Source organism: Spirosoma sp. 48-14 (genome assembly GCF_001898575.1).
GTDB lineage: Bacteria > Bacteroidota > Bacteroidia > Cytophagales > Spirosomataceae > Spirosoma.
The window spans coordinates 38964-64889 of the sequence record NZ_MKUD01000036.1 but is presented as its reverse complement, the minus strand read 5'-3'; the positions used below and the strand labels follow the sequence as shown (position 1 = coordinate 64889).

The window sequence follows — 25926 nt, the reverse complement described above, 5'->3', positions numbered from 1 at the left end:
CGAACGAGCGATCACACGATTGGGCGATTGAGCCAATTTCTCTCAATCATACATTCGCTTAATCACTCAATAAACCTAATCCGTATAAACTTAAATAACGATGCGCTGGCAGGTCATCAAATTCGTTTGCCAGTGCTAATCCGGGAGGTATCTGCCCAAACGAAAGGTTTGGCAGAAAGTGGCTTAATTCAGTGTAGGCTTCCGAAAAAGGGGTAATTTCACCATACAGCGATATACTACTTGTATCCGTAGGTAACCCTTGCTCGTCAAATATATAAAGTACGTAATACACTAAATCCTGCACGTGCTTATACCCGAATCGATTGCAGTAGCGTAACTGGTGTTCTTTCCGGTATAGAATCGTAACAAATTCGTCTTCAAAATATAAATACACCGTATTAGGTGTCAGTAAATGACGATCCAGATCGGCAGTAGCTCGTACCAGAGCACTGGTCTGATGCACGAAAGTCAATGGCTGAAGCGGATACATTTCCGAGAAGAAATCGGCCAACGGATGTTCCAGATTGAATACAGTCAGAAACCCTTCATTGGTGTGCAGAAAAGCCTGTGCAAATTCATGAGCAGGCAGTTCACTCCCACGCATCAGTGCCAGATAACTGCCCGCATATTCTTTCCGATATAATGGCTGAGGGACCAGGGTAAATGACGGTGAATTGATACCAATGCGAATTTCCTGCCATGGACCGGCCGACAGCACTTTATGATACCGAAATATATCCGGTAACACATTCGTCAGCAAACGATCGGCCAGGAGCGACGGAAAGGTATAATCTTCAAGGTATAGCGCCTGCTTACGACCATTCTGTACCAACACCTGAAACCGATCTTTCCCGACTTCCAGGCATAGAACAGACTGGTCGGTACGTCGTGGGTCGAACGAATCGGCTTGGATAGTTACAGTAGGCGAAAGGGTCACAGCAAGTTGCACAAATTCAGATAACTAAACAGTAAAAACGAATCAATTAACTACTAATCGGTTGTGTTTATCCCTCACAGCAAGTAGCCTCTCAGTTGGAACACCTCGTCGAGTGATTTGCATTGCTGAAACACATGGTGCACTTCCTGAACCGGGTACTCCTTTATTTCATCAAAATACATCCATTTCACCGCGTCAATAAGCTGACGATCCGGACTCATTTCGGGATCATAGCCCAGCTTAAGGCTACCACTTTTGATCGCAACGGCAAAAAATAGCTCCAAAGCGTGAAGGGGAGGTTGAACAAATTCACTAACAAAGAGCATGCCGCTAATGTCAACATCCAGTCCAGTTTCTTCCCTAAACTCCCGAACTAACGCATCTGCCGCTCGTTCACTGAATTGTATGCCTCCCCCCGGAGGACTCCAAAATGTATTAGTTGGCCCAAGGCCCTGGTGGCGAACCATCAGCAATTGATCCCCTTCGCGGCACAATCCACAAACCCGAACCCGGATTCGATTCCCATATAGTTTCTGTACCTCCTGATGGGGCCAATCTACCTGTGTCATGCACTGTTCATCGTTTGGGGACGCAAAGGTAGAAAATTTTAAGTAGCAGGAGCGAGGAGTTAGCAGTGAGAATAGCTTGTGCGTTCTTTTTATGCGTCAGCCATTCTCACTGCTAACTCCTCGCTTCTACTACTTAATACGTTCCCGATATATAACTTTCGAGTGAATCAATCCGGGTTTTCTGATCCCGGATAATAGCCGTCACTACGTCATTAATCGAAATAATGCCTACCAATTCGCCTTTATCCATGACAGGCAGGTGACGAATATGCTTATCCGACATAATGCGCATACACTCTTCCAGGCTCTGCTCCGGAGCAATGGTTATGACATTGGCTGTCATTACATCGACAATTTTCGTATCATCCGAATGACGCCCCTTCAGGACGATTTTTCGGGCATAATCCCGTTCGGAGAAGATCCCGGTCAGTTCGCCTTTGTCCACTACTAACACCGCCCCAATGTTTTTATCAGCCATGAGCTCCAGTGCCGTGAGTACAGTTTGATCCGACGAAACGGAATAGAGAGCATTAATCGATTTCCCCTGAAGAATTTGACGTATTTTCATTTGAGTTAGAAGGATTTAGTGGTCGGTGAAGATAAAAAAAAGGAGTTAGGGATGAAAGCGAACGAGAGAAAGAATTAAAAATTGATAAAATTCAGTTACTCTGGCTCCGGTTTATACCTCCATTTCTGCGACTCCGCCCCTTTCTTCTTTCCTCGTTTTTTTGTAACTTAGAAGCATGAACGAAACCCAAACAGCCGCTCAATTATTGGCTAAACGTTTCCCTTTTAAGCCCACCGCTGGCCAGAGTCAGTTTTTTGATCAGATTGGCGCGTTCATCACCCGCGAAGAATACGAACATTATCGAGACTGTTTTCTGCTTCGTGGCTATGCCGGTACAGGTAAGACCACGCTGGTTGGAACACTCATCAAAGTACTTCCCCGATTTGGCTATAAATCTGTCTTATTAGCCCCTACAGGACGGGCGGCTAAAGTGATGACCAATTACGCCAAGAAACCAGCCCAAACCATCCACCGGAAAATTTACCGCCAGGTGGCTGATCCTGGATCGGGTGTGCTGGCCTTTCAACGGCAGAAAAATTATCACGAAGACACACTTTTTATCGTCGATGAGGCCTCCATGATTTCTGATGAAGCCGAATTTGGCGGAAAAGGCCTTCTGACCGATCTGATCGATTTTGTTTTCGAGAGTCCCGGCAATAAGCTCATGCTGGTTGGCGATACGGCTCAGCTACCTCCTATCGGACAGGAATTAAGCCCCGCCCTCGACCGTGGGTTTCTTGCCAGTTCGTTCGACATGTCGGTTTATGAACAGGAGTTGACGGAAGTGATGCGGCAGGATGAAGAATCAGGTATTCTCTACAACGCTACCAATCTGCGAATGCTTCTTGACGGCTCCCCTTCCCCCACCCCAAAAGCGGTTGGATTCGATGCCTTGTTAAGCGACAAGCCGGTAAGTTCTGGGTCCGAAAGCCCGGCCATTCGACTGGTTGTTCAGCCGTTTAACGACATCTATAAAATGCCCCTTACCAAGCTGGAAGATGGCATCCGATACGCTTATGATAAGTATGGGCGCGAAAATACTGCCATTATTTGTCGATCAAATAAAACCGCCGTCCAGTATAATCAGTTTGTAAGACGGATGATCGACCAATGCGAAGAAGAACTGGATGCCGGTGATATGCTGATGATTGCCCGAAATAACTACACCATTCTGGACGAAGACTCGCCCGCTGGTTTTCTGGCTAATGGTGAGTTTGTGGAAGTGCAGAAGATTCGGAATAAAGAAGAAATGCATGGTTTCCGGTTCGCTACGGTCACCCTACGTATGGTCGACTATGACGATCAGCCTGATTTTGAAGCCAAAATTATCCTGGATACACTGTATTCGCCATCGCCATCGCTAACCTCCGACCAGTATAAGGGCTTGTATGAAAGTGTCATGAAAGACTATTTCTACATTAAAAGCAAAAAGGAGCGAACGGAAGCTATCCGTCGAGACCCTTATCTGAATGCTCTTCAGGTAAAGTTTGCTTACGCGCTTACCTGTCATAAAGCACAAGGGGGCCAGTGGAGCGCCATATTTATCGATCAGGGTTTCCTGCCGGATGGGCAGGTCAACGACGAGTTTGTGCGCTGGCTGTATACCGGATTAACACGGGCAACGGATGAGGCTTTTTTAATGAATTTTAGTCCACAGTTTTTTACATAAAGGTTTCACATCCTTATGTCCCTCGAATGGATCATGAGTGCCTGCATTGGCGTTGGTTTAGCAGCCTGTTGTGGGTTTCGGGTTTTCGTACCGCTGCTGATTGCCAGCATTGGCACTAAGCTGGGTCTTATTGGTACCGTGCACGGTTTTGAATGGATAGGCCAGTGGCCCGCTCTTTTAGGGCTAACGGTAGCCACAGCAGTTGAAGTGGGAGCCTATTATATTCCATGGCTAGACAACGCACTGGATACGCTGGCGACACCGACATCGATTATTGCCGGAACGTTGCTCAGTACGTCCTTCCTGCACATTGATAACCCCATTCTGCATTGGGGACTTGGCCTGATGCTCGGCGGCAGTTCAGCAGGTATTATTCAGGCAGGAACCAGTCTACTACGCCTTGGTTCAACGGCTACCACGGGCGGATTAGCCAATCCTGTTGTAGCCACGGGCGAAAATGTAGCCTCTATAGGGCTATCGCTGGTCACTATCTTTCTGCCCCTCATTGCTATTGTACTGATTGGGCTACTCCTCCTATTTGTACTGGGACGGTTAATCGCCCGTCGTAAAATATGGTTCACCCGCCCAGCTAAACAAGGAAGCAACCCAATCACCAAGATGCCTCGTAGCAGTAACGGACGGGTATAAACAGCGGGCCGATGCGACATTCGCATCGGCCCGCTGTTTATACTTTACCTCTTTACCTATAGCATTATAACCCGGCGACTGTGCGTTTTACAAAGGCAGTCAGGTCAGCGCCAGAAAGCATATTTTGCGATAGTAGCGCCAGATCATACACTTGCTTCACCAGTGCTTTTTGCGCGTCCGCATCCGTTTCAGCCAAGATTCTGGCCGTAATCGGGTGATTGGCGTTGACGACGATGTTGTACGTTACAGGCAGATTTCCGTAGAATGACTGTTCCCCCGACAGAGCCGCCATGTCTTTCATACGACGCATAAATTCAGGGAAAGTGATCGTAACCGGCAGTTCGTCGACGGGCTGGGCTTCCACACTCACATTGAGCATTTTATTGTCCAACACGGTATCGAACACTTCTTTCAGTTTGGTGCTATCGGCTTCCGACAGAACGCTCTCGTTGTTCAGGCCCTTATCGATCAGTTTATCGAGCGTATCGGCATCTACCCGTTGGAAGTGAACTTTTTCGAGTTTCTGCTCCAGCGCATTGATGAAGTGCGCATCGATCACGTTATCCATTCTCAGCACATCATAGCCCCGACGCGTAGCCGACTCAATGTACGCATGCTGCTGCTTGACATCAGTCGTATATAACATCACCAGCGTTTCGTTTTTGTCGGTCTGATTGGCCTGAATTTTCTCCCGATACTCATCCAGTGTAGCATACGCTCCTTCCGTGTTCTTCAGCAGAACGAACGATTTAGCTTTTTCCCAGAATTTGTCATCGCTCAGAATGCCGTATTTAATAAACAGGCCGATGTCATCGAATTTTTCTTCGAAGGCTTTTCGGTCAGCATTGAACAGTTCGTTCAGTTTATCAGCGACTTTACGGGTGATATAGCCATTGATTTTCTTCACATTGGCATCGGCCTGCAGGAAACTACGGGAAACGTTGAGCGGAATATCGGGCGAGTCAATAACACCGTGAAGCATCATCAGGAAGTCAGGCACTACGTCTTTTACCTCATCCGTAATGAATACCTGACGACTATAAAGCTGGATTTTTTCGCGCTGGAAACGCAGTTCGTTCTTAATCCGGGGGAAGTACAGAATGCCCGTCAGGTTGAACGGATAATCGACATTCAAGTGAATCCAGAACAGGGGCTCTTCGCTCATCGGGTACAACTCCCGGTAGAACGATTTGTAATCCTCGTCGGTGAGTTCAGAAGGCGATTTCGTCCAGATTGGCGACGTATTGTTCACGACTTTGCCATCGAACTCAACGGACACTGGCAGAAACCGGGCGTATTTATCCAGAATTCCCTGCAACCGTCCTTTAGTCAAAAACTCTTCCGAATCGGGAGCAATGTGCAGAATGATATCGGTTCCGCGCTCGGCACGTTCGGCAGGTGTCAGTTCAAACTCAGTTGATCCATCGCACACCCAGCGAGCGGCTTCGGCCCCATCCCGGTAGGATTTGGTAACGATTTCAACTTTCTCTGCCACCATAAATGCCGAGTAAAAGCCGAGCCCGAAATGGCCGATAATTTGCCCCTTATCATCGGTTTTATCTTTATATTTTTCCAGAAAATCCGTTGCCCCGGAGAAAGCGATCTGGTTAATATATTTCTTGATTTCATCGGCCGTCATACCGATGCCGTTATCGCTAACGGTAATGGTTTTAGCGTCTTCATCCAGCGATACCGTCACCTTCAAATCGCCGAGTTCACCACCGAACTCACCAAATGACGACAACTGACGTAGTTTTTGAGTAGCGTCAACGGCGTTGGAAACTAGCTCGCGCAGAAAAATTTCGTGGTCGGAATAAAGGAATTTTTTGATGATCGGGAAGATGTTCTCTGTATGAATCGAGATCTGCCCTTTTTCATTCTGTACGGCTTCCATAAATAGATAGTTAGCTATGAGTATAGTCTTATAATCTAGCTGCCTTTGCTCAAATCCTGTTCCAGTATGGGGTAATCTGACAGATTGACAGATTTTTCCTTATTGATACTCATTTACCTTCCAACGATTCATTGCTTTCCGGGGTCTATCTCGCAAATAAACCTCAGCCATGAAACTATTTTGCATACTAGTTACATTCGTTCTGATCGGCTGTCATTCAGATACTATTCCAGAAGGAGCCCAACGCATTGAAACAGCCGATCTCTATGAGAACCAGCTTTTTGTTGACGGTTGCGACAGTCACATTCGGATTCATAGCAATTCTTCCCAGTCAACAGCAAATTTGTTTAAGCCAAGTTCGGTTACGCGACCCATTCTCGAAAAAGCCCTGAATGAGCTCCCTGCGAACCCAAAACCATCGGAACGTACGGCCATTGTCCGCTTTATCGAAACAGGCAAGCAGGTTGATCTGGAATGTGGATGGGGAAATCGCTATAAAGTGAGCGAAATACATATTTTATTGATAAAGAAACTCTAGAATGCCTTCGGAACAGCTCGCGGCCATTGGATGTTGTGCACGTATATGCTTACACATTCCTACACCGACATTACGTTACCCGAACTGGAACAACTACGTCAGCAACCGAATACAGTCGTAGTGGATGTTCGCGATGAGTGGGAGTTCGACGAATTTAACCTTGGTGGGCTAAACATCCCTTTACCCGACATACGCCAACGCAAATCCGAGCTACTCCCCTACGCTACCATTATTGTGATGTGTACAAACGGCGTACGAAGTCGGGTAGCGGCCAAAGATTTACTACGGCAACCCGAGTTTCAGCACAAAACGATCTATCACCTGCACGGCGGTATCATTGAAGATGTATGATACATCCTATATTTTACGATCATAAAACCGGGCGAGGTGGTTTGCTTTTCAACAACCCAGTCAATAGGTGTATAGCGACGATGATAAACCGGCGAAGCAGTCTGTCTGGGTGACAATACCAGATGGAAGAAAGTAAGCTTTTGTTTTAGGGCCAATCATTCGTCAAAAGCTTGTTTCCAGCCAGAATAGCATCAACTTAACTACGTATACCTTTTGCCTCTAAACAGTTATCAGACCAGTAAATACCCGTTTGGCGGGCCCAATGAGATGGATATTCTCAAACTGTTCCTTACCCGTAGGATCGAACGAAACCCGGAGGTTTCCCCCCATCGTTCGGATCGATATGGGGTTGGTTCGCCCTAGCAGGTGATGCGCCACTAAGGCTACAGCTGTCACACCAGTCCCACAAGAGTAGGTTTCGTCCTCTACACCCCGCTCGTAGGTTCTGACATACAGTGTGTGTTCATCAATTACCTGTGCGAAATTAACGTTCGTTCCACCGGGCTGAAAACGAGTGTCGTACCGAATAGCACGCCCTTCTGCCACAACATCCAGCGATTCCAGATCATCAACAAACTGAACGACATGTGGAGAGCCCGTATTCAGGAACGTTAAGCCACCCCGATTCTCTATGCCCGACACATTACTCATTTTCAAAAAGATCTCCGCTTCGCTTACGACAGCCGTGTGTTCGCCATCGACTGCCAGAAAGCGGGTTTCCTTCTCAAACAGACCAAGATCATGCGCAAACCGAACGATACATCGCCCCCCATTGCCGCACATGCTACCTTCGGCCCCATCAGCATTGAAATAAACCATCCGAAAATCATACGCAGGGTCATTCTGAAGCAGAATGAGTCCATCTGCTCCAACGCCAAACCGCCGATGACAAATGCGCTCTACTAGAGCCTGATCGGAAGCCGGGAAGGTTTGGTTCCGGTCATCGATCATCACAAAATCGTTTCCGGTGCCCTGGTATTTATAAAAGTCGAAGGTCATGGTCTTACGAGTGAGAGAATAAAAAAAGCCACCTTTTCAGGCAGCTTTTGATCTTTTAGGCAAACAAAACAGGAAATTAAGCTGCCACTGCTTTAGGCTTGCGCTCTTTCACACGAGCCGCCTTACCTTGGCGACCACGCAGATAGAACAACCGTGCCCGACGAACTTTACCCAACCGAACTACTTCGATTTTGTCGATATTGGGCGACAGCAGTGGGAAAATACGCTCAACGCCTACGCCATTCGATACCTTACGGACGGTGAACGTTTCACCACCGGTACTTGGGTTCCGGCGTTGAATAACCGTTCCCGTAAATACCTGAATACGCTCTTTATTTCCTTCGCGGATTTTAACGTGTACGTTCACCGTATCACCCGCCCGGAATGTGGGCAACTCGGTGCGACGCTGCGCGTTGTCTGCCTCCACTAATTTGATTAAGTCGCTCATGACTGTATATAATCGCCAGATAAGTATTTGCGAATTGAGCCGCAAAGATAGTAAAAATCTCGGTCTGAGAAAATACTTTTGTAAAATTACGCTGTGTTTGTGACGCCGATCCTATGAAAATCCTCAATGTTAACCAAATCCGGGAGCTTGACCAATCCACAATTGAACATGAGCCAATTGCTCCCATCAATTTAATGGAGCGGGCTTCACTTGCCTTTGTTGACTGGTTTGCCCGCCAATTTCCGAATACAACCCCTACGAAACTTTTCTGTGGATTAGGTAATAATGGTGGAGATGGATTAGCGATTGCCCGATTACTTCTGGAGCGTAACTATCCGATTGAGGTGTATGTTGTTCGGTATGCTCCCCGTGAGTCTGATGATTTTATGCATAACCATCGTCGGCTCAAACTTCTTGTAGAAACCATTCATTATGTTGAGCATACGCAGGATATTCCGGCATTACGGCATAACGAAGTACTAATCGATGCTATTCTTGGCTCGGGGTTATCCCGCCCAACCGAAGGTATCGTAAAAAGCGTTATTGAGTCGATCAACCGCTCGCCCGCCACCGTCGTATCAGTGGATATTGCCAGTGGCCTTTTTGCTGATCAGCCCAATGAAGCTACGGATACCATTATTGAGCCGGATTATACCATTACGTTCCAGTTGCCTAAGCTGGCATTTATGCTTCCTGCCAACGGCAAGTTTGTCGGCGATTGGCATATCGTTGATATTCGACTCCGTAAGCGGTACATCGACCTAGCCCCAACACCCTACTACTTCACCCAGCCTCAGGACGCCCGTCTGTTGCTTCGTAAACGGGAACGCTATTCAAATAAAGGATCTTTTGGCCATGCTTTGCTTATCGCGGGCAGTTATGGCAAAATTGGAGCCGCCGTATTGGCTGCGAAAGCCTGTTTGCGGTCGGGCGTTGGGCTTCTGACTGTTCAAATTCCACGCTGTGGCTACGATGTGTTGCAAACGGCGGTTCCCGAAGCCATGTGCCGTCCCGACGGAGGGGCGAATGTACTAACTGGCACACTGGATCGAGGTATTAGTGAGATAGGCAGCCTTACCCCAGCCGATTATGCGACCGTGGGAGTTGGACCGGGTATTGGCAAAGCCCCTGAGACACTGGATATGCTCAAAGGGCTGTTGCGATCAATTAAAAAGCCTATGGTACTGGATGCCGACGCGCTGAATCTGATTGCCGAAAATCGTGAGTTGCTAAAACATATTCCTAAGAACAGCATTCTGACTCCTCATCCTAAAGAATTCGAGCGGTTGACGAAAAAATGGGAAAATGACTATGAGAAGCTGGACATTCTGAGAGATTTTGCCAAACAACATCGGGTGGTGGTGGTCTTAAAAGGGGCTTTCTCAGCCATTGCCACTCCAGAGGGAGATATTCATTTCAACTCGACCGGCAATCCCGGTTTAAGTACCGGAGGCACCGGCGATGTTCTGACAGGTGTACTAACGGCCTTACTGGCTCAAAATTACGATTCTGTAGAGGCCGCTGTATTGGGGGTTTTTGCTCATGGGCTGGCAGGCGACCGCGTAGCCCGGCAAAGAGGGCCGATTGGCATGACCGCTTCCGACGTTATTGATGCTCTGCGCTGGGAATAGCGATAAAAAATTTATTAAACTATAACGTTATCCCGTTACTTTATGTCTACAGCGGTGTCTTATGAACCAACTGCCGCTGCCAGCCACGCTAATGTTGACAGGTGATTGTCAGATCAGGTAGTAATACGCATGTAAAAGCAGGGTTTTTGCGGTGTTTTAAGAACTGGCAAACGCTCAATTTTGTACTACCCAATTTCATACTGACCCACCCGTGAAACAAATTACACACAGGGATAACCGCCCTTCCCGAAAAGACCGTCTCGGTTTTGATCAAACAACTGCTCTAGGTAGCTTAGCCGTTGCCCTGCTGCTTTATATTCTTTACCATCTCTATCCACTTATTTCTAAAGGGGTGCTTTGGTAAACGTATACGGTATTCAGTTTACGGCGAACTGTTGCCTAGCTCCTTGGCACGGCTTATTGAAAACCGTAAACTGAATACAATAAACCGACTACTACTTTAAAAACTGGTAGGTGGCAAACGCAGCTAGATAAGCCAGACTCATCATGTAGAGTAGCTGAACACCAGGCCATTTCCAGCTTTTGGTTTCTCGTTGTGTAGCCGCCAGCGTGCTCATGCACATCATGGCGAATACATAAAAAATTAGTAACGACCAGGCTAATGCAGGTGTGTACATGGGGCCGCCTGTTTTGGGGTTACGCTCCTGCTGAAGTCGCTCACGTACAGTAACCCCCTCGTCGTCGGCCCCATCCCCAATACTGTAAATCGTGGCCATTGTACCGACAAAAACCTCCCGGGCAGCAAACGAACTCAGCAGGGCAATACCAATTTTCCAATCGTAGCCGAGTGGCCGAATTGTCGGTTCGATAAAATGGCCAAACACCCCTGCATACGACGCTTCAAGCCGCTCGGAAGCAATCTGGTTCTGGAGTTGATCGGTAGCTAGTGAAGGATTTTGCTGACGAACCCGTGCTTCGGCCTGATTCATAGCATCGCCAGGCCCGTAGCTGGCCAGTACCCACAAGATGACTGAAATCGCCAGAATGACCCGCCCTGCTTCCCAGACAAAAGACCGAACACTTTCCCAGACCGCAAGACCAACGTGATTCCATCGGGGCATCTTAAACGTCGGCAGCTCCATAATAAAATAGCTGCGTTCCTTGGTGCGCAAAAAGAGCTTTAGTATATAAGCAGCCAGCAAGGCACTTGCCAACCCCAGCAGATATAACCCCATCAGAGCCAGTCCCTGCAAATTAAAAACGCCTAGCACACGGTGACTCGGAACCACCAACGCAATCAGAATGGTATAAATCGGCAGTCGTGCAGAGCAGCTCATCAGAGGAGTGACCAGGATGGTAATCAGCCGGTCGCGCCGGGTTCCAATACTGCGGGTAGCCATAATGGCGGGGACGGCACAGGCTACACCCGAAATCAAAGGCACAACACTCCGACCATTAAGCCCAAACTTCCGCATAATGCGGTCCATAATGACCATCACCCGCGACATATATCCCGATTCTTCCAGCAATGAAACCAGTAGAAATAAAAAAGCGATCTGCGGAATAAATACCAGAATCCCGCCAACGCCAGCCAGAACCCCATCGGTAAGTAGGTCAGTAAGTGGCCCGGCAGGCATACTTTCTTTCAACTGTCCATTCAGCCAGGCCACACCCGTGTCGATAGCGTCCATAAATGGCTGTGCCCAGGCGAAGATTGCCTGAAAAATCAATAGGAGAATAAAACCAAAAATAGCGTAGCCCCAAACCGGATGCAGCAACACATGATCCAGTTTCTGGCTCCAGGTAGGTTGTCCAATTGGTCGTTGGTTTGTCATTGTCTCGGTGACAATAGCTGCAATGCGCTTGTACCGGGTAATGGTTTCTCCTGCCTGAAATGTTTGTTCATTGAACTGATGCTTATCAATAAGCGCATCGAGCCCAATCTGTTGCTGACGATTTAGAAACGTGAACCCATCGTGCTGAATCACATATTGCAGGGCCAGGTAATTATTATCAAGACCATACTGTTGTCGGGTATCGGCAATCAGGTCGGGGGCTTCGTCGGCTGGATCAAAAAATAGTTTACCCGGTAAGGTTGGTTCCTGAATCTGACTGGTAACCGCTTTTTTGAGTGAGTCAAGTCCTTCACCCGTTCGCGCGTTGATGCGCACCACAGGAACCCCCAATCGCATGGCTAACTTGACGGCATTGACCTCTTTAGCCTGTTTATGAGCCACATCCAGCATATTCAACGCCAGAATAACGGGCACTTTCAGGTCAGCAACCTGGGTAAAGAGTAGTAAATTCCGGTGTAAGTTTGAAGCATCGACAACGACAATAGCCACATCGGGGTAATCGGCGTGGTCGGGGTTTGCCAGAATATCCGTAACAAGTTGTTCGTCGAGCGACTTGGGGTAAATAGAGTAAACACCGGGCAGGTCAACAACGGTGGCAACAGTCTGTGCATCGATTGACCATGTCCCAAACTTTTTATCAACCGTAACCCCCGGGAAATTACCGGTTTTCTGACGCAGGCCGGTTAGCTGATTAAATAAAGAGGATTTTCCGGCATTGGGGTTGCCAACAAGGGCAATTACGGGGGAACTCAACTCGGTATAGTTTGTAGTCTGCCAGATTGGGGAGGCAAAAAAGTTCACCCCCGACAAGCCTGGAGCTTAGTCAACAAAAATGGTAGCAGCTTCCGATTTACGGAGGGCAAGGCAATAGCCCGACACATCCAGGCAAATTGGATCACCGAGTGGAGCCTTACCACATAAACATACTTCAGCACCGGGTAAACAGCCCATTTCGAGCAGTTTAAGCGACATCACCTGGTTTTCAAACGACTGAATAGTGGCTCGCTCGCCTATTTTCAAATCAGCAACACTACGCTTACTCATGGTGGGTACTGCTACTATTTATTTAGATTCAATTTAATTAACGCAAGATTACAATGTAAAGTTGTAGAATCCAAGGAAGGTTCCCACAAAATCCATATAGATGAAATTTATAGGTTTTCCTGTAGGCCAAATGTAGGTGTTTGCCGATGGTTCAGCAAAAGGCAGGATATGACCTTTGTCATGTTCTTTGATCATTTGCCTTTTCTAAAAACCAAACGCACATGAACACAACCAATTCATTCAAACTGGCCGCCCCTCTATTGGGAGCTGCGTTGAGTCAGGCAGGGCTTTTTGCCTGTTACCTGGCCAATACATGGCGCCATCCTGCTGCTTTATTATTGATTGCTCTGATTCCTGTATGTATACTGATTCGCACGTATCAATGCGAGCGAAACTGGTTCAGTGGTGCTAGTTCCGTTACAGGTATGATCATTGGTCGGCAGAAAAAAAGCCAGTTTGGCCAATTGTGGGATACACTCACTGTAGTTTACGTGATTGATGCCACTACCTACACCTACCCTATACATTGCAGCCCGTATGCACCCCAACTTTCAGTAGGTGATTCTGTTCGGTTATTCTACAAGCCCACTAACCCCGCTTTGGCTCGGGAACAGGCCGTATTCCTTGACAACGTTTTACCTTGGGTTGCACTGACCCTGAGTGCCATAGCCCTGATCACGATTGCCCTGAATGACGCGGATACCCTTCTTTCGTTAACTGGTCAATAGTAGTTACGGATTATCACTTCTTCCTGACAATCGGCTGGTTCGGGATACGCCGACGCTTATCAACCCCGCTTTTCATTCCCTTTACTTCTCAATTTATAGGTTTTCCTATAGCCAGTATGTAGGTCTTTGTGGATAGTACCGCAGTCAACTACGGGAGAACTTTGTAACACGTTAACAATCAAGAACTCATGCAACACGCTTTGCCTACTCCTACTGCCTCCGCCTTTACCGGCGTCGATCCTAAAACGGAAGATGAAGGCTTTTTCACCGTTCTGTACGAAATCATTCGTCGGCATCCTGTTTTGTTTACAGTCCTATTTATGATTCCCTTCGTGGCTTTACTGATTTCTCTGGGTTTCAAATGGTTTTACGTGTTTAATGATTCAGCGCATTACCTGTCCAACTTCCAGATCGACCCCAAAACTGGAGGCTGGTCGGATCAGAACGTTTATTTCAGCCCCGGTATCGACCGCTACATTCGCGAGCTTGACATTGCTGGTCTGCTGGGGGGTATAGTCGGGATTTTCATTGGCCTGTTCGTAACGGTATCGACTGAGAAAGCCAACCGCCAGAAAGAGAAGATCAATCAGCAGGAAATGGAGCATATCAAAACGCAAACCAATCTGCTGGTTCAGGCTACCCAGTCACTGAATACACTGATGGTTGATGTAAGCGGCAAGGTCAACGAAAAAGTGCAGTTGATGGAAGGTGCCGATGAACTCCTGGAAGGGATTGGCAAGGTGGTCGAGTCGGCGCAGTCGCAGGGGAATGATTTACTGGTGCTATCCAACACGGCCCGCATCGAAGGTATTGCTCCGTATCGCATGGAATATGTGGCCAAACACGCCAACCTGAAACCCCATGAGTTGCGGAATGCTACCCAATTTGATTACGCCCGCAAAGCCGAAGCCCTCCAGCGCGACCGTACCGATATTGAAAATAAACTAAAAGGTGCAGCTCTGTATCTGCAAAATATGGGAAGCGATGCCCATGTAGAATTCGTCACCCTTAACGACCAGAACGAAGGCGCTACCCATGCGTTTCTGAAATACCTCGGTAAAGTCGTCAACGAGCACATTTCGGTCGAAACGTACCGTCCCGGAAGCAACGCAATTCTGACTAGCCGTGAAGATATCCCACATCATAATCGGTTTCTGGTAGCCTCATCGACCGAAGATGCTACCGACCCTAAGGCCCTACTCGTTAGCCAGTTATACAAAGATCATTCGCAGGCAATCCAGGAAATGCAGGAATTGGGCATCCGGGTGTCTAAAGTCAACAAAACACTTCCGGTTCAACTGTTTATCAGTGCCCCCCGCGAAAATAAACCCGGCATCTTCCGTGGGCTGTGCGTCTGTATCCTCGGTAGTGGCTCAAGTGCCAGCGGACGAGCTACCAAACTGACCGCCTTTCTGACTGAAGATCCGCACATTGTCGCTTCCATGACCGAACTATTCTACGATTACCAGTCCGATGGCCGGATGAATACGCAGGAGTTTGTGGGCCATATCAACATGAAATAATCCAACGACTTCGGATCGATTTTAAACCCACGCTACACCCATGTCTACCTGGTTACTCATTCAAAAACTCTGGCCGTTTATCCGTACTTATCGGGGTAGTCTGGTGCTGGCCCTACTGCTAACCACCATTGGTGCATTGCTGGCCCAGGTAACTCCCCTGGTGATGGAGTATACGGTCAATACCGTTCAGGGGCTGCTGAAACACCCGATCGACAAAGGAGAGGTAAGCTGGGTAGTTGGCACGCTGGTCGCTATTCTTTTGGCTAAAGAATTACTGAGTTTACTGGTTCAGCTAGGCCAAAAATTTCTGAGTGATCGCATCCGCTTTCGAATGGCGGCCGACCTCTATGATTACACCATCCGCCGGATTGTTTCCTACCATTTATCATTTTTTGCGCTTAATCAGAACCAGACCGGCAAGCTCGAAAAGCGGATTGACAAAGGCATCGAAAACCTGACCAAAACCGTCAAAAACTTGTTTGTCGATATAGTGCCGATGTTAGCCAATGCGGTATTTGCCCTGGTTCTGATCTACAATAAAAATATTGGCGTCGGGCTTGTGGCGACGCTGGTGTTGCCTCTATACGCATACATCAGTCGCGAACAGACTAACCGCCAGAAACAAATTCGACGCAATATTCAGGAGGTTCGGGAAAACAAAGCCAATGCACTGTTCGGGCTGCTGGAATCCATTTTCGTTGTCAAATCCTTTGTGCGGGAAACGTATGAACAGCAACATCAGCGCGACATCAACCGCAGCCTTTGCGAAAACGAAATCCGTCACCACCGCACCAATTATTTGTTCGACGGTCTGAAAAGCGTGGCCGAACAGGTCGGAATTATACTGGTCTTTGTTGTCACCATCTATTTTGTATTGAATCGACAAATGACCGTTGGGGCTATTCTGCTGCATATTATGCTGTTCAACAACGTATCGGCTCCGGTTCGGCATCTCCACCGCATCTACGACGAATACACCGAAGCCCTTGTATATGCCGAAGGCTTCTTCGATATGATTGAAAACAACGCCTACCTACCCCAGACGGGTACATTAACCAGCTCGGTCTGGAAAGGGCATTTTTCACTTCGGAACGTGGATTTCGTCTATCCGAATGGAAAACAGGCCCTTCGTAACGTCACCATTGAGCTGGAACCGGGAAAAGTGACGGCCCTTGTAGGATTATCGGGAGCGGGTAAGAGTTCGGCGTTGAATCTGCTGGCGGGTTTTTATGATCCTACCCAGGGACAGGTATTACTGGATGGGCAACCACTGTCGGCTTACGACAGCGCGTTTGTCCGGGAAAATGTAGGCCTGGTCCTTCAAAAGAACCACATTTTTGCCGGAACAATTGAAGAAAACATCCGCTACGGTCGCCTGGAAGCTACCCACGAAGACGTGATTGAAGCGGCCCGCAAGGCGTGTCTGCACGAACAGGTTCTCAAATTACCCCATGGTTATGCTACCGAGGCCCGGTCGTTGTCGGGTGGACAGCAACAACGCATCGCCATTGCCCGGCTGTTTTTGAAAAACCCGCCCGTGTTGTTTCTCGACGAACCCACTGCCAGCCTGGATGCCATTACGACGGAGCAAATCAAGGAAAGTCTGGATGCAATCAAGAAAGACCGAACGGTGCTGATTATCTCCCATAACATCAGCCAGATCATGGATGCCGACAAGATTTACGTACTGGAAGAGGGCGACGTAATTGGCGAGGGCACTCACGAATCGCTTTACCAGGTTAAAGGACTGTACCGGGATATTATCGACTCCAACGCACGCACACTAAACATCAGCCGGCTGGCGGCTACGGTGTTAGGTTAGTTTCATACTTGACACGTAAAACACGGAACTTAATTCATTATGAATCAACCTATTCGAGGATATACGTTAGTACAGTGGCTCGGCTCGGGCGGTATGGGCGAGGTGTATCAGGCCATCCATGACGCCACGCAGCGTACCGTTGCGATTAAGCTGTTAAGCCGACTGGAGCAGGCCGAACGGTTTCGGAACGAAGCGGCTTTACAGGCGTCCGTCCGCCATCCGCACGTCGCTCTGATCTATGAGTTTTTTGTAGAAGGTCAGCTTCCATGCCTGGTTATGGAGTATGTAGAAGGCCCAACAATCCAGCAAACACTCCGCCGAAATGGCCCTATGCCGGAACAGTCAGCCTGGAAAATTCTGGGGCAACTAGCGTCTGCACTCGATTATCTGCATAGCCGGGAAATTGTTCACCGCGACCTGAAAGCCGGAAATATAAAACTCACGCGTGAAGGTCAGCCTAAATTACTGGATTTCGGGCTGGCACGACTAACCAACGCCCCCCGACTGACCCGCCAGGGGCACGTGGTCGGAACGATGGCGTCGATGGCTCCCGAGCAGTTTTCGGGTATTAGCACTGCCGCTTCCGACTGCTGGGCACTGGGTGTTCTGTTTTATGAAATGCTGACCGGCTATACACCTTTTGGCGGGAGTACAGAATCAGAGATCGGACGGCTGATCCAAAAGGCCGACTATCTGTCGCCAGTTAAATTAAATCCTAACCTGTCCCGCGCCAGCGAACGACTGATTCAGAAACTGCTCACCGTATCGCCCGAACGTCGGCTAACGGCCCAACAGGTTTTGGCAATCATTCAGGAGCCTTCGCGGCTCGACGTTCCCGACTGGATGGGCCCCATGCAAAAATGGTGGATGAAAATTAAGTCATAACCCCCACATCCCGATTCAGGGCTAATGGGTTAAATCCCAGGCGAAGCGTAGGATGGTGGCCGCTATGACCAGCAGGAAGAATACCCGGATAAATCGGTTGCCTTTTAAGATAGCCAGCCGGGCTCCCAGAAACGCTCCCGAAAGGTTAGCGACTGCCATGGGAATAGCTGCTGCGTATAGAATATAGCCCTTTTGCGAAAAGAAAAGCGTACAGGCCAGATTAGTCGACGCATTGACCAGTTTAGCATGCGCACTGGCTTTCAGAAAATCGAAACCAATCAGGGCAATAAACCCAAGTACCAGAAAACTACCCGTTCCGGGCCCGAAAAACCCATCGTAAAACCCAATAATTACCCCCATTGCCCACATGCGTATGCGCTGTTGCCGCTCCGTAACTACGCCCTGCGGCACTTGCCCAAACTCTTTTTTGGTAAACGTGTAGATAAAGACAGCGATCAGAATGAGTAGAGCCAATGGCTTCATAAAACTGTTCGGCACCCGTGTCAGTGTCATCGCTCCCAACCACGAAGCCCCAAAGGCAATGGCCATCATCGGCCCAATAAAGCGGCCGGAAACAGCCACCCGCCGACTGTACTGAAAAGCCCCCATCAGACTACCCGATAGCGAAGGAATTTTCGTTGTTCCAATCAGGGTAGGAACCGGGTATTGGGGAAGCGTAAACAGAATGGCGGGCGTTTGGATCAACCCTCCTCCCCCAATGATTGCATCAATGAAACCCGCCAAAAACGAGAAGAAACAAAGCGTACCGATTGAACCGTAATCCATGCATGAACGAATGAAGGGCAAAGATCATCATTTGAACCAGATTGTTGTACGCTTCACAGCTTTTCTCCTCATCTCCTTTCCTCCTTTCCTCTGCCTGCCGTAACTTTGCGGTAACAAACAACAGGGTATGGTCGAATCGGTTAGGCAAATGGGCGCGTTGATGCGGAAAGAGTTTCTGCTCGAATGGCGGCAACGCTACGCACTCAATGGTATGCTACTTTACATTGTCAGTGCCGTATTTGTCTGTTATTTAAGCTTTAATGCCCGCCGTGGCCAGTTGACACCCATTGTCTGGAATACCCTATTCTGGATTATTCTGCTATTTACGGCCATCAACGCTATTGCCAAAAGTTTCGTGCAGGAACGGGCCAGTCGGCAGCTTTATTATTACACGCTCGCCAGCCCCCAGCAGATCATCCTGTCAAAAATTCTATACAATACCCTGCTGATGCTGGTATTAGCGTTTCTGGGGTTTGGCGTCTATGCCTTTGTGCTGGGAAACCCGGTAGGCGATATGCCTTTATACCTTTTAACTCTGGTGCTGGGTGCCATCGGCTTTGCCTCTTCCTTGACACTGGTATCGGGTATTGCCAGCAAAGCAGAAAACCCAGCCACGTTGATGGCGGTGATGAGTTTCCCGATCATTCTGCCCTTGTTGCTAACGTTGTTAAAGATTGCCAAAAATGCTCTCGATGGCCTCGACCGATCGGTGAGTTGGAGCGAAATAGGTACAGTACTGGCTATTGACGCTATTGTGCTGACTGTGTCCTGGTTATTGTTTCCGTTTTTATGGCGGAGTTGAGTAACGCGGGTGGAAACCCGCTTTTTAATTGAAGATGCGGGTTTTCACCCGCGTTACATTATGAATAAAAACTGGTGGAAGGCTCTGGCCGTCCTGATTCTGACTTATGTGATTCTGCAAGGTATGCTGGGTGTAGTGCCCCGGCAACCGATTTTGAACGAGAGTATCCGGAATGTGTACTTTCACGTTCCGCTCTGGTTTGGGATGATTACCCTGCTGCTGACATCTGCCATTTACTCCATTCGCTACCTTCGCAATGGTCGGTTCGATGATGATGTTGTGGCCGTTGAGTTTGCCAATACAGGCATTTTGTTTGGTATTTTAGGTTGTGCTACGGGGTCGATCTGGGCCAATTTCACCTGGGGCGAACCCTGGCCCAATGACCCTAAACTGAATAGTGTGGCTATTGCCATGCTCATGTATATGGCTTATATGATTCTAAGGGGATCGTTCGATGATGAGCAGCGACGGGCGCGTATTTCGGCTGTCTACAACATCTTTGCCTTTGCGGTATTCATCCCCCTCATTTTCATTGTTCCCCGACTAACCGACTCGTTACACCCTGGTAATGGGGGTAATCCGGCTTTCGGCAAATACGACATGGACAATAGACTTCGTATGGTGTTTTATCCGGCTATTATCGGATTTACATTGCTAGGTGTCTGGATAACACAACTGCGTGTGCGTTATCGACGAATAAAAGCGGCCCTCGATGAGTAAACTCATGTAGTGTTCGTGAATGATTCAGTGTATTTTTGCGTTATTTTTCTAACTATTTCGTAGTCAAATGCGATTGTCATTTATACGAAAAGCGCCACTAGCCGCTTTTCTGTTACTCAGCCAGCATCTATTCGCCCAGCAGCCCGTTGCCGACGGTGTTGAAATGGCTGATCGGTTAAGAGCCGATGGTAAAATCTGGGTGGTTGTTGCCGTGATTGCAGCCGTATTTGCTGGAATTGTCACCTATCTGATTCGGCTGGACCGCCAAATCAGCAAACTGGAAAAGGACGTCAGGAAAAAATCGTCGTCTGTAATCAGCCATTAAGCCCCAAACAAACCACAGCTAACAAGTACTAATCCCATGAAAATTTCGCACATTATCGGCATTATCGTTATCGCCATTGCTATTGGAGTGATTGCCAGCACGGCAGGTGACGCCAGTGTATACACGACCTTTACCAAGGCTGAAAAAATGGCCCAGGACGGTGACGAAAAAATGATTCACGTTGTCGGCAAACTCAAAAAGGACCCCCACGGGCAGATTGTCGATATGTTTTACAACCCGGCTATCGACCCCAACCATTTTGAGTTTACGCTGGTCGATAATGATCAACGGGCTCAGAAAGTGATTTACAATAGCCCTAAACCTCAGGACTTCGACCGTTCGGAGCAGGTTGTGGTTATCGGAGCGATGCAGGGTGATCATTTCCAGTGCAAGAAAATTCTGTTGAAGTGTCCGTCGAAATACCAGAACAACAAGCTCGAAACGACTGAACACGAAGCTAAAACAGCACAATTATGAGCGTACAGGAAATTGAAAAGGCAGCCAAAGAACTGCCTACCGACGAGTTGGATGGGCTCTTGAATCGACTTTTTGATTTCTTTCATGATCGCTGGGACAAACAAATAAAAGGAGATGTAGAAGCCGGACGTCTGGATGCCTTATTAAATGAAGCTAGAGAAGATATTCGTCAGGGGCGAACAAAACCCTTATGAATCATCGGACCACGACTAAGTTTTGGAAAAGGTATTATGCTTTACCCGATGCTATTCAGGATTTAGCCGATAAAAACTTCGAGATTTTAAAAGCAGATCCATTTCATCCATCACTTCATTTTAAAGAATTAAGCCATAAAGAGAATTTATGGTCAGCACGAGTAGGCGATCATTTCCGTGCATTAGCCATTCGGGAAAGCGATGAACTATATTGGTTTTGGATTGGCTCTCATGCCGAATACGATAGAATAATTAGCCAATGATACACACAACTGTCGGGAACCTCGGCCACTTTTTCGTCATCTTATCCTTTGTCACGGCTTTGGTGGCAACGGTGGGTTATTTTTTGTCGGCTCTTGGACGACCTGCTAAAATTGAGACCCAGGCAGTCGAGGAGCCTCAGTTAGCCTATGCCGGTGAATCGGCCAACGAAGCCAGTTTCGGAGGTAAAACCGCCAAACGAAAAGCGAAGCCCACTGTTCAGATCACTGAGCCCCCCGCACGGGACGACTGGAGGAAGCTGGCACGCTGGGCTTTCTACCTGCATGGTACTGCAGTTGTGGGTGTTGCGGTCTGTCTGTTCTACATCATTTTCAATCACTATTTCGAGTATCATTACGCCTGGAGCCATTCCTCGCGGGCTCTCCCGATCAAGTACATGATTGCCTGTTTCTGGGAAAGCCAGGAAGGCTCATTTCTGCTTTGGTTATTCTGGAATGCGGTGCTGGGCGCTGTTTTGATTCGTACCGCCGGGTCGAAGTGGGAAGCGCCCATGATGACCATTTTTGCGCTAGTCCAGGCCTTCCTTGCCTCTATGATTCTGGGCGTTGTGTTTGGTGATTCGTTCAAAATTGGCTCATCGCCTTTTCTATTGCTGCGGGACGCCATGCCCGATGCGCCGATCTTCGCAACGGACCCTAATTTTATTCCGAAAGATGGTAACGGCCTGAATCCATTGCTCCAGAATTATTGGATGGTCATTCACCCGCCTACCCTGTTTCTGGGCTTTGCGTTGACCCTGGTTCCGTTTGCGTTTTGTGTAGCAGGTCTCTGGCGGAACCAACCGTCCGAATGGATTCGGCCAGCACTCCCCTGGGCCCTTTTTGGTGCTATGATCCTGGGCGTAGGCATCATGATGGGTGGTTACTGGGCTTACGAAACACTCAACTTTGGCGGTTACTGGAACTGGGACCCCGTCGAAAATGCGGTCTATGTTCCCTGGCTTGTCATGGTAGCCTCTATTCACGGCATGCTGATTGCCAAGCGTAGCTCCACAGGCCTCAAAACCGCTATAATTCTGGCCATCAGCACATTCCTGTTGGTACTCTATGCTACCTTCCTGACACGTAGCGGTATTTTGGGCAATGCATCGGTTCACTCCTTTACTGACCTGGGCCTTTCTGGCCAGTTGTTGATTTACCTGCTGGTGTTTGTGGCCGTTTCGATTGTACTGGCAGCCAGCAAGTGGAAGTTCATTCCCAGCGATGAAAAGGAAGCATCGGTCTATACCAAAGAGTTCTGGCTCTTTATGGGGGCTACTGTTCTTTGTCTGGCCGCTTTTCAAGTGATTGCCACTACGTCGATCCCGGTATATACGAAGATTCTGGAATCGTTCGGTAAAATCACGAACCTCGCTCTCCCGGCTGATCAGATTGCCCACTACAATAAATTCCAGATTTGGTTTTTCGTTGCCATTTGCCTGCTGACGGGCGTTGGTCAGTATATGTGGTGGCGGAAAATTGAAGCTAAAAAATGGGATGCGCTTATTACACCGGGAATCATCACGCTACTCATCAGCGCCGGTCTGATTGCCTTCGGGTCGATGAAAAACCCAGTTTACATGGCACTGCTGGTGGCTTCAGTCTTTGCGCTTGTTACTAACGGTTCCATCCTGATTGGCGTTATCCGGGGAAATTATCGGTTTTCGGGCGGAGCCATTGCCCACATCGGTATGGCCCTGATGCTACTGGGTATTCTCTATTCGGCAGGCTTTTCGAAAGTTATTTCGCTGAATACAACCGGCTTACTCATTTCCAAGCAAGATGAGTTCACCAAAAACGACAACAAAGAAAATAAGGAGAATACACTGCTCTGGCTGAATCAACCCGAACGCATGGGTCCTTACCAGCTAACCTACCGGGGCCAGCGTATCGAAGCCCGCGACGTACCGGGGTATCTTTCCCGCAAGGATGTGATGGTCATCGAAGGTGATTTTCACGGCATTGCCCAACGGGATATTGAGCAGAATGGCAAAGTCTATTATAAAAAAGGGGATACCCTGGCTCTTTACCCTGAAAACACCTACTATGAGGTTGAATACAGGGAACCAGGGGGAAAAGTATTTAGTCTGTATCCACGCGCTCAGGTAAACGAACGCATGGGGCTGCTGGCATCACCCGATATTCGGCATAAAGTCGATCGGGATATGTACACCTATGTATCGTCGGTGCCTGACCCAAATGCTGAAAACAAGTGGGAAAAAACCGAAACCTATTCTGTAGCGATCAAAGACACCTTCTTCCTGAACGACTATGTGGCTATTCTGGACGATGTGGTACGCACGAACGAAGTTGACGGTATTGAGGTAGGGCCAGAAGATGCGGCTGTTCGGGCGCATGTACGGGTGCTCGATAAAAATGGCGAGCATATGCTTACCCCTGCCTTTGTCATCAAAAATCGGATGGTTGCCCACCCCGCCGAAATCAGTGATGAACTTGGCGTACGCATTCAGTTGAACGAAATTGATCCACGCACGGGTAAATTCTCATTTGCTGTGAACCGCACCCAACGCGATTATATCGTCATGAAAGCTGTTGAAAAACCGCTGATCAATATTCTCTGGATAGGAACGCTGGTCGTTGTGCTTGGTCTGAGCATTTCAACGGTCCGTCGGTATCGGGAATTTCAAAAGAGTAGATAGCCTACAGTCGTCAGCCGGTAGGCATTGACGACTAACGAACCATGAAGTTAAAACTTTCTGAGATTTTACTCCTGTCGGCGGCTGCCGGTTTTCTGATTCTCTGGATCGCGGAGTATCAGCGTACAACGTTTGCCGAAAGCTACTGGTTACTGATGCTATGTCTGGGCTTTCTGCTGTCTTTCCAATATTTTAAAAATAAACGACTCGAACGAGAAAAAGCCGTTTCTCCTACCATCAAACAAATGATAGAAGAACGGAAGAAGAAAAAGAAATGAAACATGAAGGGTGAAGAATAGAAATAAATATTCTTCACCCTTCATGTTTCACATTTCATTGTCTATGGAATCATACGCCCTTTTGTTTGGTGCTTTACTTGCTCTTGTCCTGGCCGGCTTCTTTTCAGCCGTCGAAATGGCGTATGTATCCGTAAACCGGCTGTACTTTGAACTCCACAGCAAACAAGGCCCGTTAAGCGAAAAATTAGTGTCGGGCTTCCTGAAAAACCCAATTCTGTTTATTGGCACCACGCTGACCGGCAACACGCTTTTTCTGGTTCTGTACACCGTGTTAGGCGTCATGGCCCTGAATCCCTTACTGGCACTGATACTACCTCCTGCCTGGGCAGCGCACGAGTTTGTCATCATTACCATTGAGACGCTTATTCTCACCATTATTTTCTTACCGTTTGCCGATTACATCCCCAAAAGTCTGGCGCTCATTCACCCCGACCGATTTCTGGAAGGGCTGGCGGTTCCACTCTGGGTAATCTATAAAGCCATTGCTCCTATTGTCCGGGTATTGGTTGGGACGGCTCGCTTTTTCATTCGGTACATTCTCGGTAAACGAAACCCGGAAATTCGGCCCGTTTTTGGCCTGACAGACCTCAATCAGTATCTTCAGCAGCTTAATCAAAAAGCCGACGCCGAAAAAGAGGTGGAGGTCGATACCGAGATTTTCAACAACGCCATTGAGTTTCGGGATGTGCGCGTACGCGACTGTCTGGTGCCACGCACTGAAATTGCGGCCGTTGCAGTCGACGATTCGGTTGAGGAACTACGGCAGGCCTTTCAGGACAGCGGTCATTCAAAAATTGTCGTATACCGCAATACCATCGACGACGTGATCGGGTACTGCCATGCACTGGCCCTGTTCAAAAAACCAGCCACGATTGAAGAAATAATTACGCCAATCATTACCGTTCCCCAAACCATGCCCGCCCAGGACTTATTCCTGCGGTTTTTGTCAGAGCGGAAAAGCCTGGCATTGGTAGTCGATGAATTTGGTGGAACGGCAGGCATTGTGAGCGTAGAAGATATGGTAGAGCAGATTTTCGGTGAAATTCAGGACGAATATGACACCAACGAAGATTGGGTTGAGCAACAGCTCGATGAACGTACCTGGCTACTAAGTGCCCGTCATGAAATCGACAGTCTGAACGAAACCTACGGCTGGAATATCCCCGAAGGCAGCTATGATACACTGGGCGGCTTAATTCTGGCAACCCACGAAGATGTGCCACAGGTTGGCGAGGTTATTGAATTTTCACCATTCACGTTCACCATAGTCTCTATGGATGGCACTCGAATCGATACGGTTAAAGTACATTTGAATCGTGAAAAATAACCGCATGG

Annotated in this window: 27 protein-coding genes; 18 read left to right on the top strand and 9 right to left on the bottom strand. The window is 48.2% G+C overall.

Translation table 11 applies throughout. The features are described from left to right. Positions 1-58: 58 nt before the first annotated feature. The 3 genes from BGO59_RS18845 to BGO59_RS18835 all read right to left on the bottom strand — a co-directional run bounded on the left by BGO59_RS18845 (position 59) and on the right by BGO59_RS18835 (position 2074). The gene (locus BGO59_RS18845; RefSeq protein ID WP_293685576.1) at positions 59-949 is read right to left on the bottom strand and encodes a DUF3822 family protein; all 891 of its coding nucleotides are present in this window, start codon (positions 947-949) and stop codon (positions 59-61) included. Between the two features lie 62 nt (positions 950-1011). Further along, positions 1012-1506: an NUDIX hydrolase gene (locus BGO59_RS18840; protein ID WP_293685575.1), complete on the bottom strand. Its 495-nt coding sequence runs from the start codon at positions 1504-1506 to the stop codon at positions 1012-1014. 133 nt (positions 1507-1639) lie between these two features. Continuing rightward, positions 1640-2074: a CBS domain-containing protein gene (locus BGO59_RS18835; protein WP_293685573.1), complete on the bottom strand. Its 435-nt coding sequence runs from the start codon at positions 2072-2074 to the stop codon at positions 1640-1642. A 175-nt stretch (positions 2075-2249) separates the two neighbouring features. Here BGO59_RS18835 and BGO59_RS18830 point away from each other — a divergent pair, with 175 nt between their 5' ends. Together BGO59_RS18830 and BGO59_RS18825 are read left to right on the top strand one after the other, a co-directional pair. Beyond that, positions 2250-3743 carry an AAA family ATPase gene (locus BGO59_RS18830; RefSeq protein ID WP_293685571.1) on the top strand — a complete coding sequence of 498 codons (1494 nt, stop codon included), beginning with the start codon at positions 2250-2252 and terminating at the stop codon, positions 3741-3743. Between the two features lie 15 nt (positions 3744-3758). After that, positions 3759-4391 carry a DUF4126 domain-containing protein gene (locus BGO59_RS18825; RefSeq protein ID WP_293685569.1) on the top strand — a complete coding sequence of 211 codons (633 nt, stop codon included), beginning with the start codon at positions 3759-3761 and terminating at the stop codon, positions 4389-4391. 64 nt (positions 4392-4455) lie between these two features. Here BGO59_RS18825 and htpG read toward each other — a convergent pair whose 3' ends face one another. Continuing rightward, positions 4456-6285, bottom strand: coding sequence for a molecular chaperone HtpG (gene htpG / locus BGO59_RS18820; RefSeq protein WP_293685567.1), 1830 nt, complete (start codon positions 6283-6285; stop codon positions 4456-4458). 169 nt (positions 6286-6454) lie between these two features. Here htpG and BGO59_RS18815 point away from each other — a divergent pair, with 169 nt between their 5' ends. Both BGO59_RS18815 and BGO59_RS18810 read left to right on the top strand, forming a co-directional pair. After that, entirely contained in the window at positions 6455-6823 is a 369-nt protein-coding gene (locus BGO59_RS18815) for a hypothetical protein (protein WP_293685565.1), read from the top strand. A gap of 45 nt (positions 6824-6868) precedes the next feature. After that, the gene (locus tag BGO59_RS18810; protein WP_293685563.1) at positions 6869-7174 is read left to right on the top strand and encodes a rhodanese-like domain-containing protein; all 306 of its coding nucleotides are present in this window, start codon (positions 6869-6871) and stop codon (positions 7172-7174) included. A gap of 219 nt (positions 7175-7393) precedes the next feature. Here the strand turns inward: BGO59_RS18810 and dapF are convergent, their stop codons facing one another. Together dapF and rplS are read right to left on the bottom strand one after the other, a co-directional pair. Continuing rightward, positions 7394-8173: a diaminopimelate epimerase gene (gene dapF, locus BGO59_RS18805; protein ID WP_293685561.1), complete on the bottom strand. Its 780-nt coding sequence runs from the start codon at positions 8171-8173 to the stop codon at positions 7394-7396. Positions 8174-8249: 76 nt separating this feature from the next. Further along, the gene (gene rplS, locus BGO59_RS18800) at positions 8250-8621 is read right to left on the bottom strand and encodes a 50S ribosomal protein L19 (protein ID WP_080057142.1); all 372 of its coding nucleotides are present in this window, start codon (positions 8619-8621) and stop codon (positions 8250-8252) included. Positions 8622-8734: 113 nt separating this feature from the next. On the opposite strand from rplS, the gene BGO59_RS18795 reads away from it, so the two are divergent. After that, the gene (locus BGO59_RS18795) at positions 8735-10252 is read left to right on the top strand and encodes an NAD(P)H-hydrate dehydratase (protein WP_293685559.1); all 1518 of its coding nucleotides are present in this window, start codon (positions 8735-8737) and stop codon (positions 10250-10252) included. Between the two features lie 455 nt (positions 10253-10707). Here BGO59_RS18795 and feoB read toward each other — a convergent pair whose 3' ends face one another. Together feoB and BGO59_RS18785 are read right to left on the bottom strand one after the other, a co-directional pair. Then, complete coding sequence (feoB, locus tag BGO59_RS18790; protein WP_293685558.1) at positions 10708-12822, bottom strand: ferrous iron transport protein B; 2115 nt, start codon at positions 12820-12822, stop codon at positions 10708-10710. 66 nt (positions 12823-12888) lie between these two features. Continuing rightward, entirely contained in the window at positions 12889-13113 is a 225-nt protein-coding gene (locus tag BGO59_RS18785; RefSeq protein WP_020595543.1) for a FeoA family protein, read from the bottom strand. Between the two features lie 221 nt (positions 13114-13334). Between BGO59_RS18785 and BGO59_RS18780 the strand changes: the two genes are divergently transcribed. From BGO59_RS18780 to BGO59_RS18765, 4 genes are all read left to right on the top strand, one after another. Continuing rightward, entirely contained in the window at positions 13335-13841 is a 507-nt protein-coding gene (locus tag BGO59_RS18780; protein ID WP_293685555.1) for a DUF3592 domain-containing protein, read from the top strand. Positions 13842-14029: 188 nt separating this feature from the next. After that, on the top strand, positions 14030-15364 hold the full coding sequence (locus tag BGO59_RS18775; RefSeq protein ID WP_293685553.1) for a hypothetical protein: 1335 nt from the start codon (positions 14030-14032) through the stop codon (positions 15362-15364). A 40-nt stretch (positions 15365-15404) separates the two neighbouring features. Beyond that, entirely contained in the window at positions 15405-17186 is a 1782-nt protein-coding gene (locus BGO59_RS18770; RefSeq protein WP_293685551.1) for an ABC transporter ATP-binding protein, read from the top strand. Between the two features lie 39 nt (positions 17187-17225). Next, on the top strand, positions 17226-18071 hold the full coding sequence (locus BGO59_RS18765; RefSeq protein ID WP_293685549.1) for a serine/threonine-protein kinase: 846 nt from the start codon (positions 17226-17228) through the stop codon (positions 18069-18071). Positions 18072-18092: 21 nt separating this feature from the next. On the opposite strand, the gene BGO59_RS18760 is transcribed toward BGO59_RS18765, so the two are convergent. Beyond that, positions 18093-18857, bottom strand: coding sequence for a TSUP family transporter (locus BGO59_RS18760; RefSeq protein WP_293685547.1), 765 nt, complete (start codon positions 18855-18857; stop codon positions 18093-18095). A 127-nt stretch (positions 18858-18984) separates the two neighbouring features. Between BGO59_RS18760 and BGO59_RS18755 the strand changes: the two genes are divergently transcribed. The 9 genes from BGO59_RS18755 (at position 18985) to BGO59_RS18715 (ending at position 25918) form a co-directional block, all read left to right on the top strand. Further along, positions 18985-19659, top strand: a complete 675-nt coding sequence (locus BGO59_RS18755; RefSeq protein WP_293685545.1) for a heme exporter protein CcmB — start codon at positions 18985-18987, stop codon at positions 19657-19659. Positions 19660-19719: 60 nt separating this feature from the next. Further along, the gene (gene ccsA / locus BGO59_RS18750) at positions 19720-20379 is read left to right on the top strand and encodes a cytochrome c biogenesis protein CcsA (RefSeq protein ID WP_293685600.1); all 660 of its coding nucleotides are present in this window, start codon (positions 19720-19722) and stop codon (positions 20377-20379) included. Positions 20380-20446: 67 nt separating this feature from the next. Next, positions 20447-20704: a CcmD family protein gene (locus BGO59_RS18745; protein ID WP_293685543.1), complete on the top strand. Its 258-nt coding sequence runs from the start codon at positions 20447-20449 to the stop codon at positions 20702-20704. Positions 20705-20740: 36 nt separating this feature from the next. Further along, complete coding sequence (locus BGO59_RS18740) at positions 20741-21181, top strand: cytochrome c maturation protein CcmE (RefSeq protein WP_293685541.1); 441 nt, start codon at positions 20741-20743, stop codon at positions 21179-21181. Next, a complete protein-coding gene (locus BGO59_RS18735) occupies positions 21178-21375 on the top strand; it encodes a hypothetical protein (RefSeq protein WP_293685539.1) in 198 nt (65 codons plus the stop codon). The genes BGO59_RS18740 and BGO59_RS18735 overlap by 4 nt, the downstream gene beginning before the upstream one ends. Continuing rightward, the gene (locus BGO59_RS18730; RefSeq protein WP_293685537.1) at positions 21372-21638 is read left to right on the top strand and encodes a hypothetical protein; all 267 of its coding nucleotides are present in this window, start codon (positions 21372-21374) and stop codon (positions 21636-21638) included. The genes BGO59_RS18735 and BGO59_RS18730 overlap by 4 nt, the downstream gene beginning before the upstream one ends. Beyond that, positions 21635-24295 carry a cytochrome c biogenesis protein CcsA gene (ccsA, locus tag BGO59_RS18725; RefSeq protein ID WP_293685535.1) on the top strand — a complete coding sequence of 887 codons (2661 nt, stop codon included), beginning with the start codon at positions 21635-21637 and terminating at the stop codon, positions 24293-24295. Before BGO59_RS18730 ends, ccsA (BGO59_RS18725) begins: the two co-directional genes overlap by 4 nt. 41 nt (positions 24296-24336) lie before the next feature. Further along, positions 24337-24570, top strand: coding sequence for a hypothetical protein (locus BGO59_RS18720; RefSeq protein WP_293685533.1), 234 nt, complete (start codon positions 24337-24339; stop codon positions 24568-24570). Positions 24571-24634: 64 nt separating this feature from the next. After that, positions 24635-25918 carry a hemolysin family protein gene (locus BGO59_RS18715; RefSeq protein WP_293685531.1) on the top strand — a complete coding sequence of 428 codons (1284 nt, stop codon included), beginning with the start codon at positions 24635-24637 and terminating at the stop codon, positions 25916-25918. The last annotated feature ends 8 nt before the right edge of the window (positions 25919-25926 follow it).

Coding starts and splice junctions, on each gene's coding strand:
- BGO59_RS18715 (WP_293685531.1), top strand. CDS start 24,635: ATGGAATCATACGCCCTTTTGTTTGGTGCTTTACTTGCTCTTGTCCTG.
- rplS (WP_080057142.1), bottom strand. CDS start 8,621: ATGAGCGACTTAATCAAATTAGTGGAGGCAGACAACGCGCAGCGTCGC.
- BGO59_RS18785 (WP_020595543.1), bottom strand. CDS start 13,113: ATGAGTAAGCGTAGTGTTGCTGATTTGAAAATAGGCGAGCGAGCCACT.
- ccsA (WP_293685600.1), top strand. CDS start 19,720: ATGAATAAAAACTGGTGGAAGGCTCTGGCCGTCCTGATTCTGACTTAT.
- BGO59_RS18730 (WP_293685537.1), top strand. CDS start 21,372: ATGAATCATCGGACCACGACTAAGTTTTGGAAAAGGTATTATGCTTTA.
- ccsA (WP_293685535.1), top strand. CDS start 21,635: ATGATACACACAACTGTCGGGAACCTCGGCCACTTTTTCGTCATCTTA.
- BGO59_RS18810 (WP_293685563.1), top strand. CDS start 6,869: ATGCTTACACATTCCTACACCGACATTACGTTACCCGAACTGGAACAA.
- BGO59_RS18735 (WP_293685539.1), top strand. CDS start 21,178: ATGAGCGTACAGGAAATTGAAAAGGCAGCCAAAGAACTGCCTACCGAC.
- BGO59_RS18840 (WP_293685575.1), bottom strand. CDS start 1,506: ATGACACAGGTAGATTGGCCCCATCAGGAGGTACAGAAACTATATGGG.
- BGO59_RS18720 (WP_293685533.1), top strand. CDS start 24,337: ATGAAGTTAAAACTTTCTGAGATTTTACTCCTGTCGGCGGCTGCCGGT.
- BGO59_RS18815 (WP_293685565.1), top strand. CDS start 6,455: ATGAAACTATTTTGCATACTAGTTACATTCGTTCTGATCGGCTGTCAT.
- BGO59_RS18775 (WP_293685553.1), top strand. CDS start 14,030: ATGCAACACGCTTTGCCTACTCCTACTGCCTCCGCCTTTACCGGCGTC.
- BGO59_RS18835 (WP_293685573.1), bottom strand. CDS start 2,074: ATGAAAATACGTCAAATTCTTCAGGGGAAATCGATTAATGCTCTCTAT.
- BGO59_RS18745 (WP_293685543.1), top strand. CDS start 20,447: ATGCGATTGTCATTTATACGAAAAGCGCCACTAGCCGCTTTTCTGTTA.
- BGO59_RS18755 (WP_293685545.1), top strand. CDS start 18,985: ATGGTCGAATCGGTTAGGCAAATGGGCGCGTTGATGCGGAAAGAGTTT.
- htpG (WP_293685567.1), bottom strand. CDS start 6,285: ATGGAAGCCGTACAGAATGAAAAAGGGCAGATCTCGATTCATACAGAG.
- dapF (WP_293685561.1), bottom strand. CDS start 8,173: ATGACCTTCGACTTTTATAAATACCAGGGCACCGGAAACGATTTTGTG.
- BGO59_RS18780 (WP_293685555.1), top strand. CDS start 13,335: ATGAACACAACCAATTCATTCAAACTGGCCGCCCCTCTATTGGGAGCT.
- BGO59_RS18830 (WP_293685571.1), top strand. CDS start 2,250: ATGAACGAAACCCAAACAGCCGCTCAATTATTGGCTAAACGTTTCCCT.
- BGO59_RS18795 (WP_293685559.1), top strand. CDS start 8,735: ATGAAAATCCTCAATGTTAACCAAATCCGGGAGCTTGACCAATCCACA.
- BGO59_RS18760 (WP_293685547.1), bottom strand. CDS start 18,857: ATGGATTACGGTTCAATCGGTACGCTTTGTTTCTTCTCGTTTTTGGCG.
- BGO59_RS18740 (WP_293685541.1), top strand. CDS start 20,741: ATGAAAATTTCGCACATTATCGGCATTATCGTTATCGCCATTGCTATT.
- BGO59_RS18825 (WP_293685569.1), top strand. CDS start 3,759: ATGTCCCTCGAATGGATCATGAGTGCCTGCATTGGCGTTGGTTTAGCA.
- BGO59_RS18765 (WP_293685549.1), top strand. CDS start 17,226: ATGAATCAACCTATTCGAGGATATACGTTAGTACAGTGGCTCGGCTCG.
- BGO59_RS18770 (WP_293685551.1), top strand. CDS start 15,405: ATGTCTACCTGGTTACTCATTCAAAAACTCTGGCCGTTTATCCGTACT.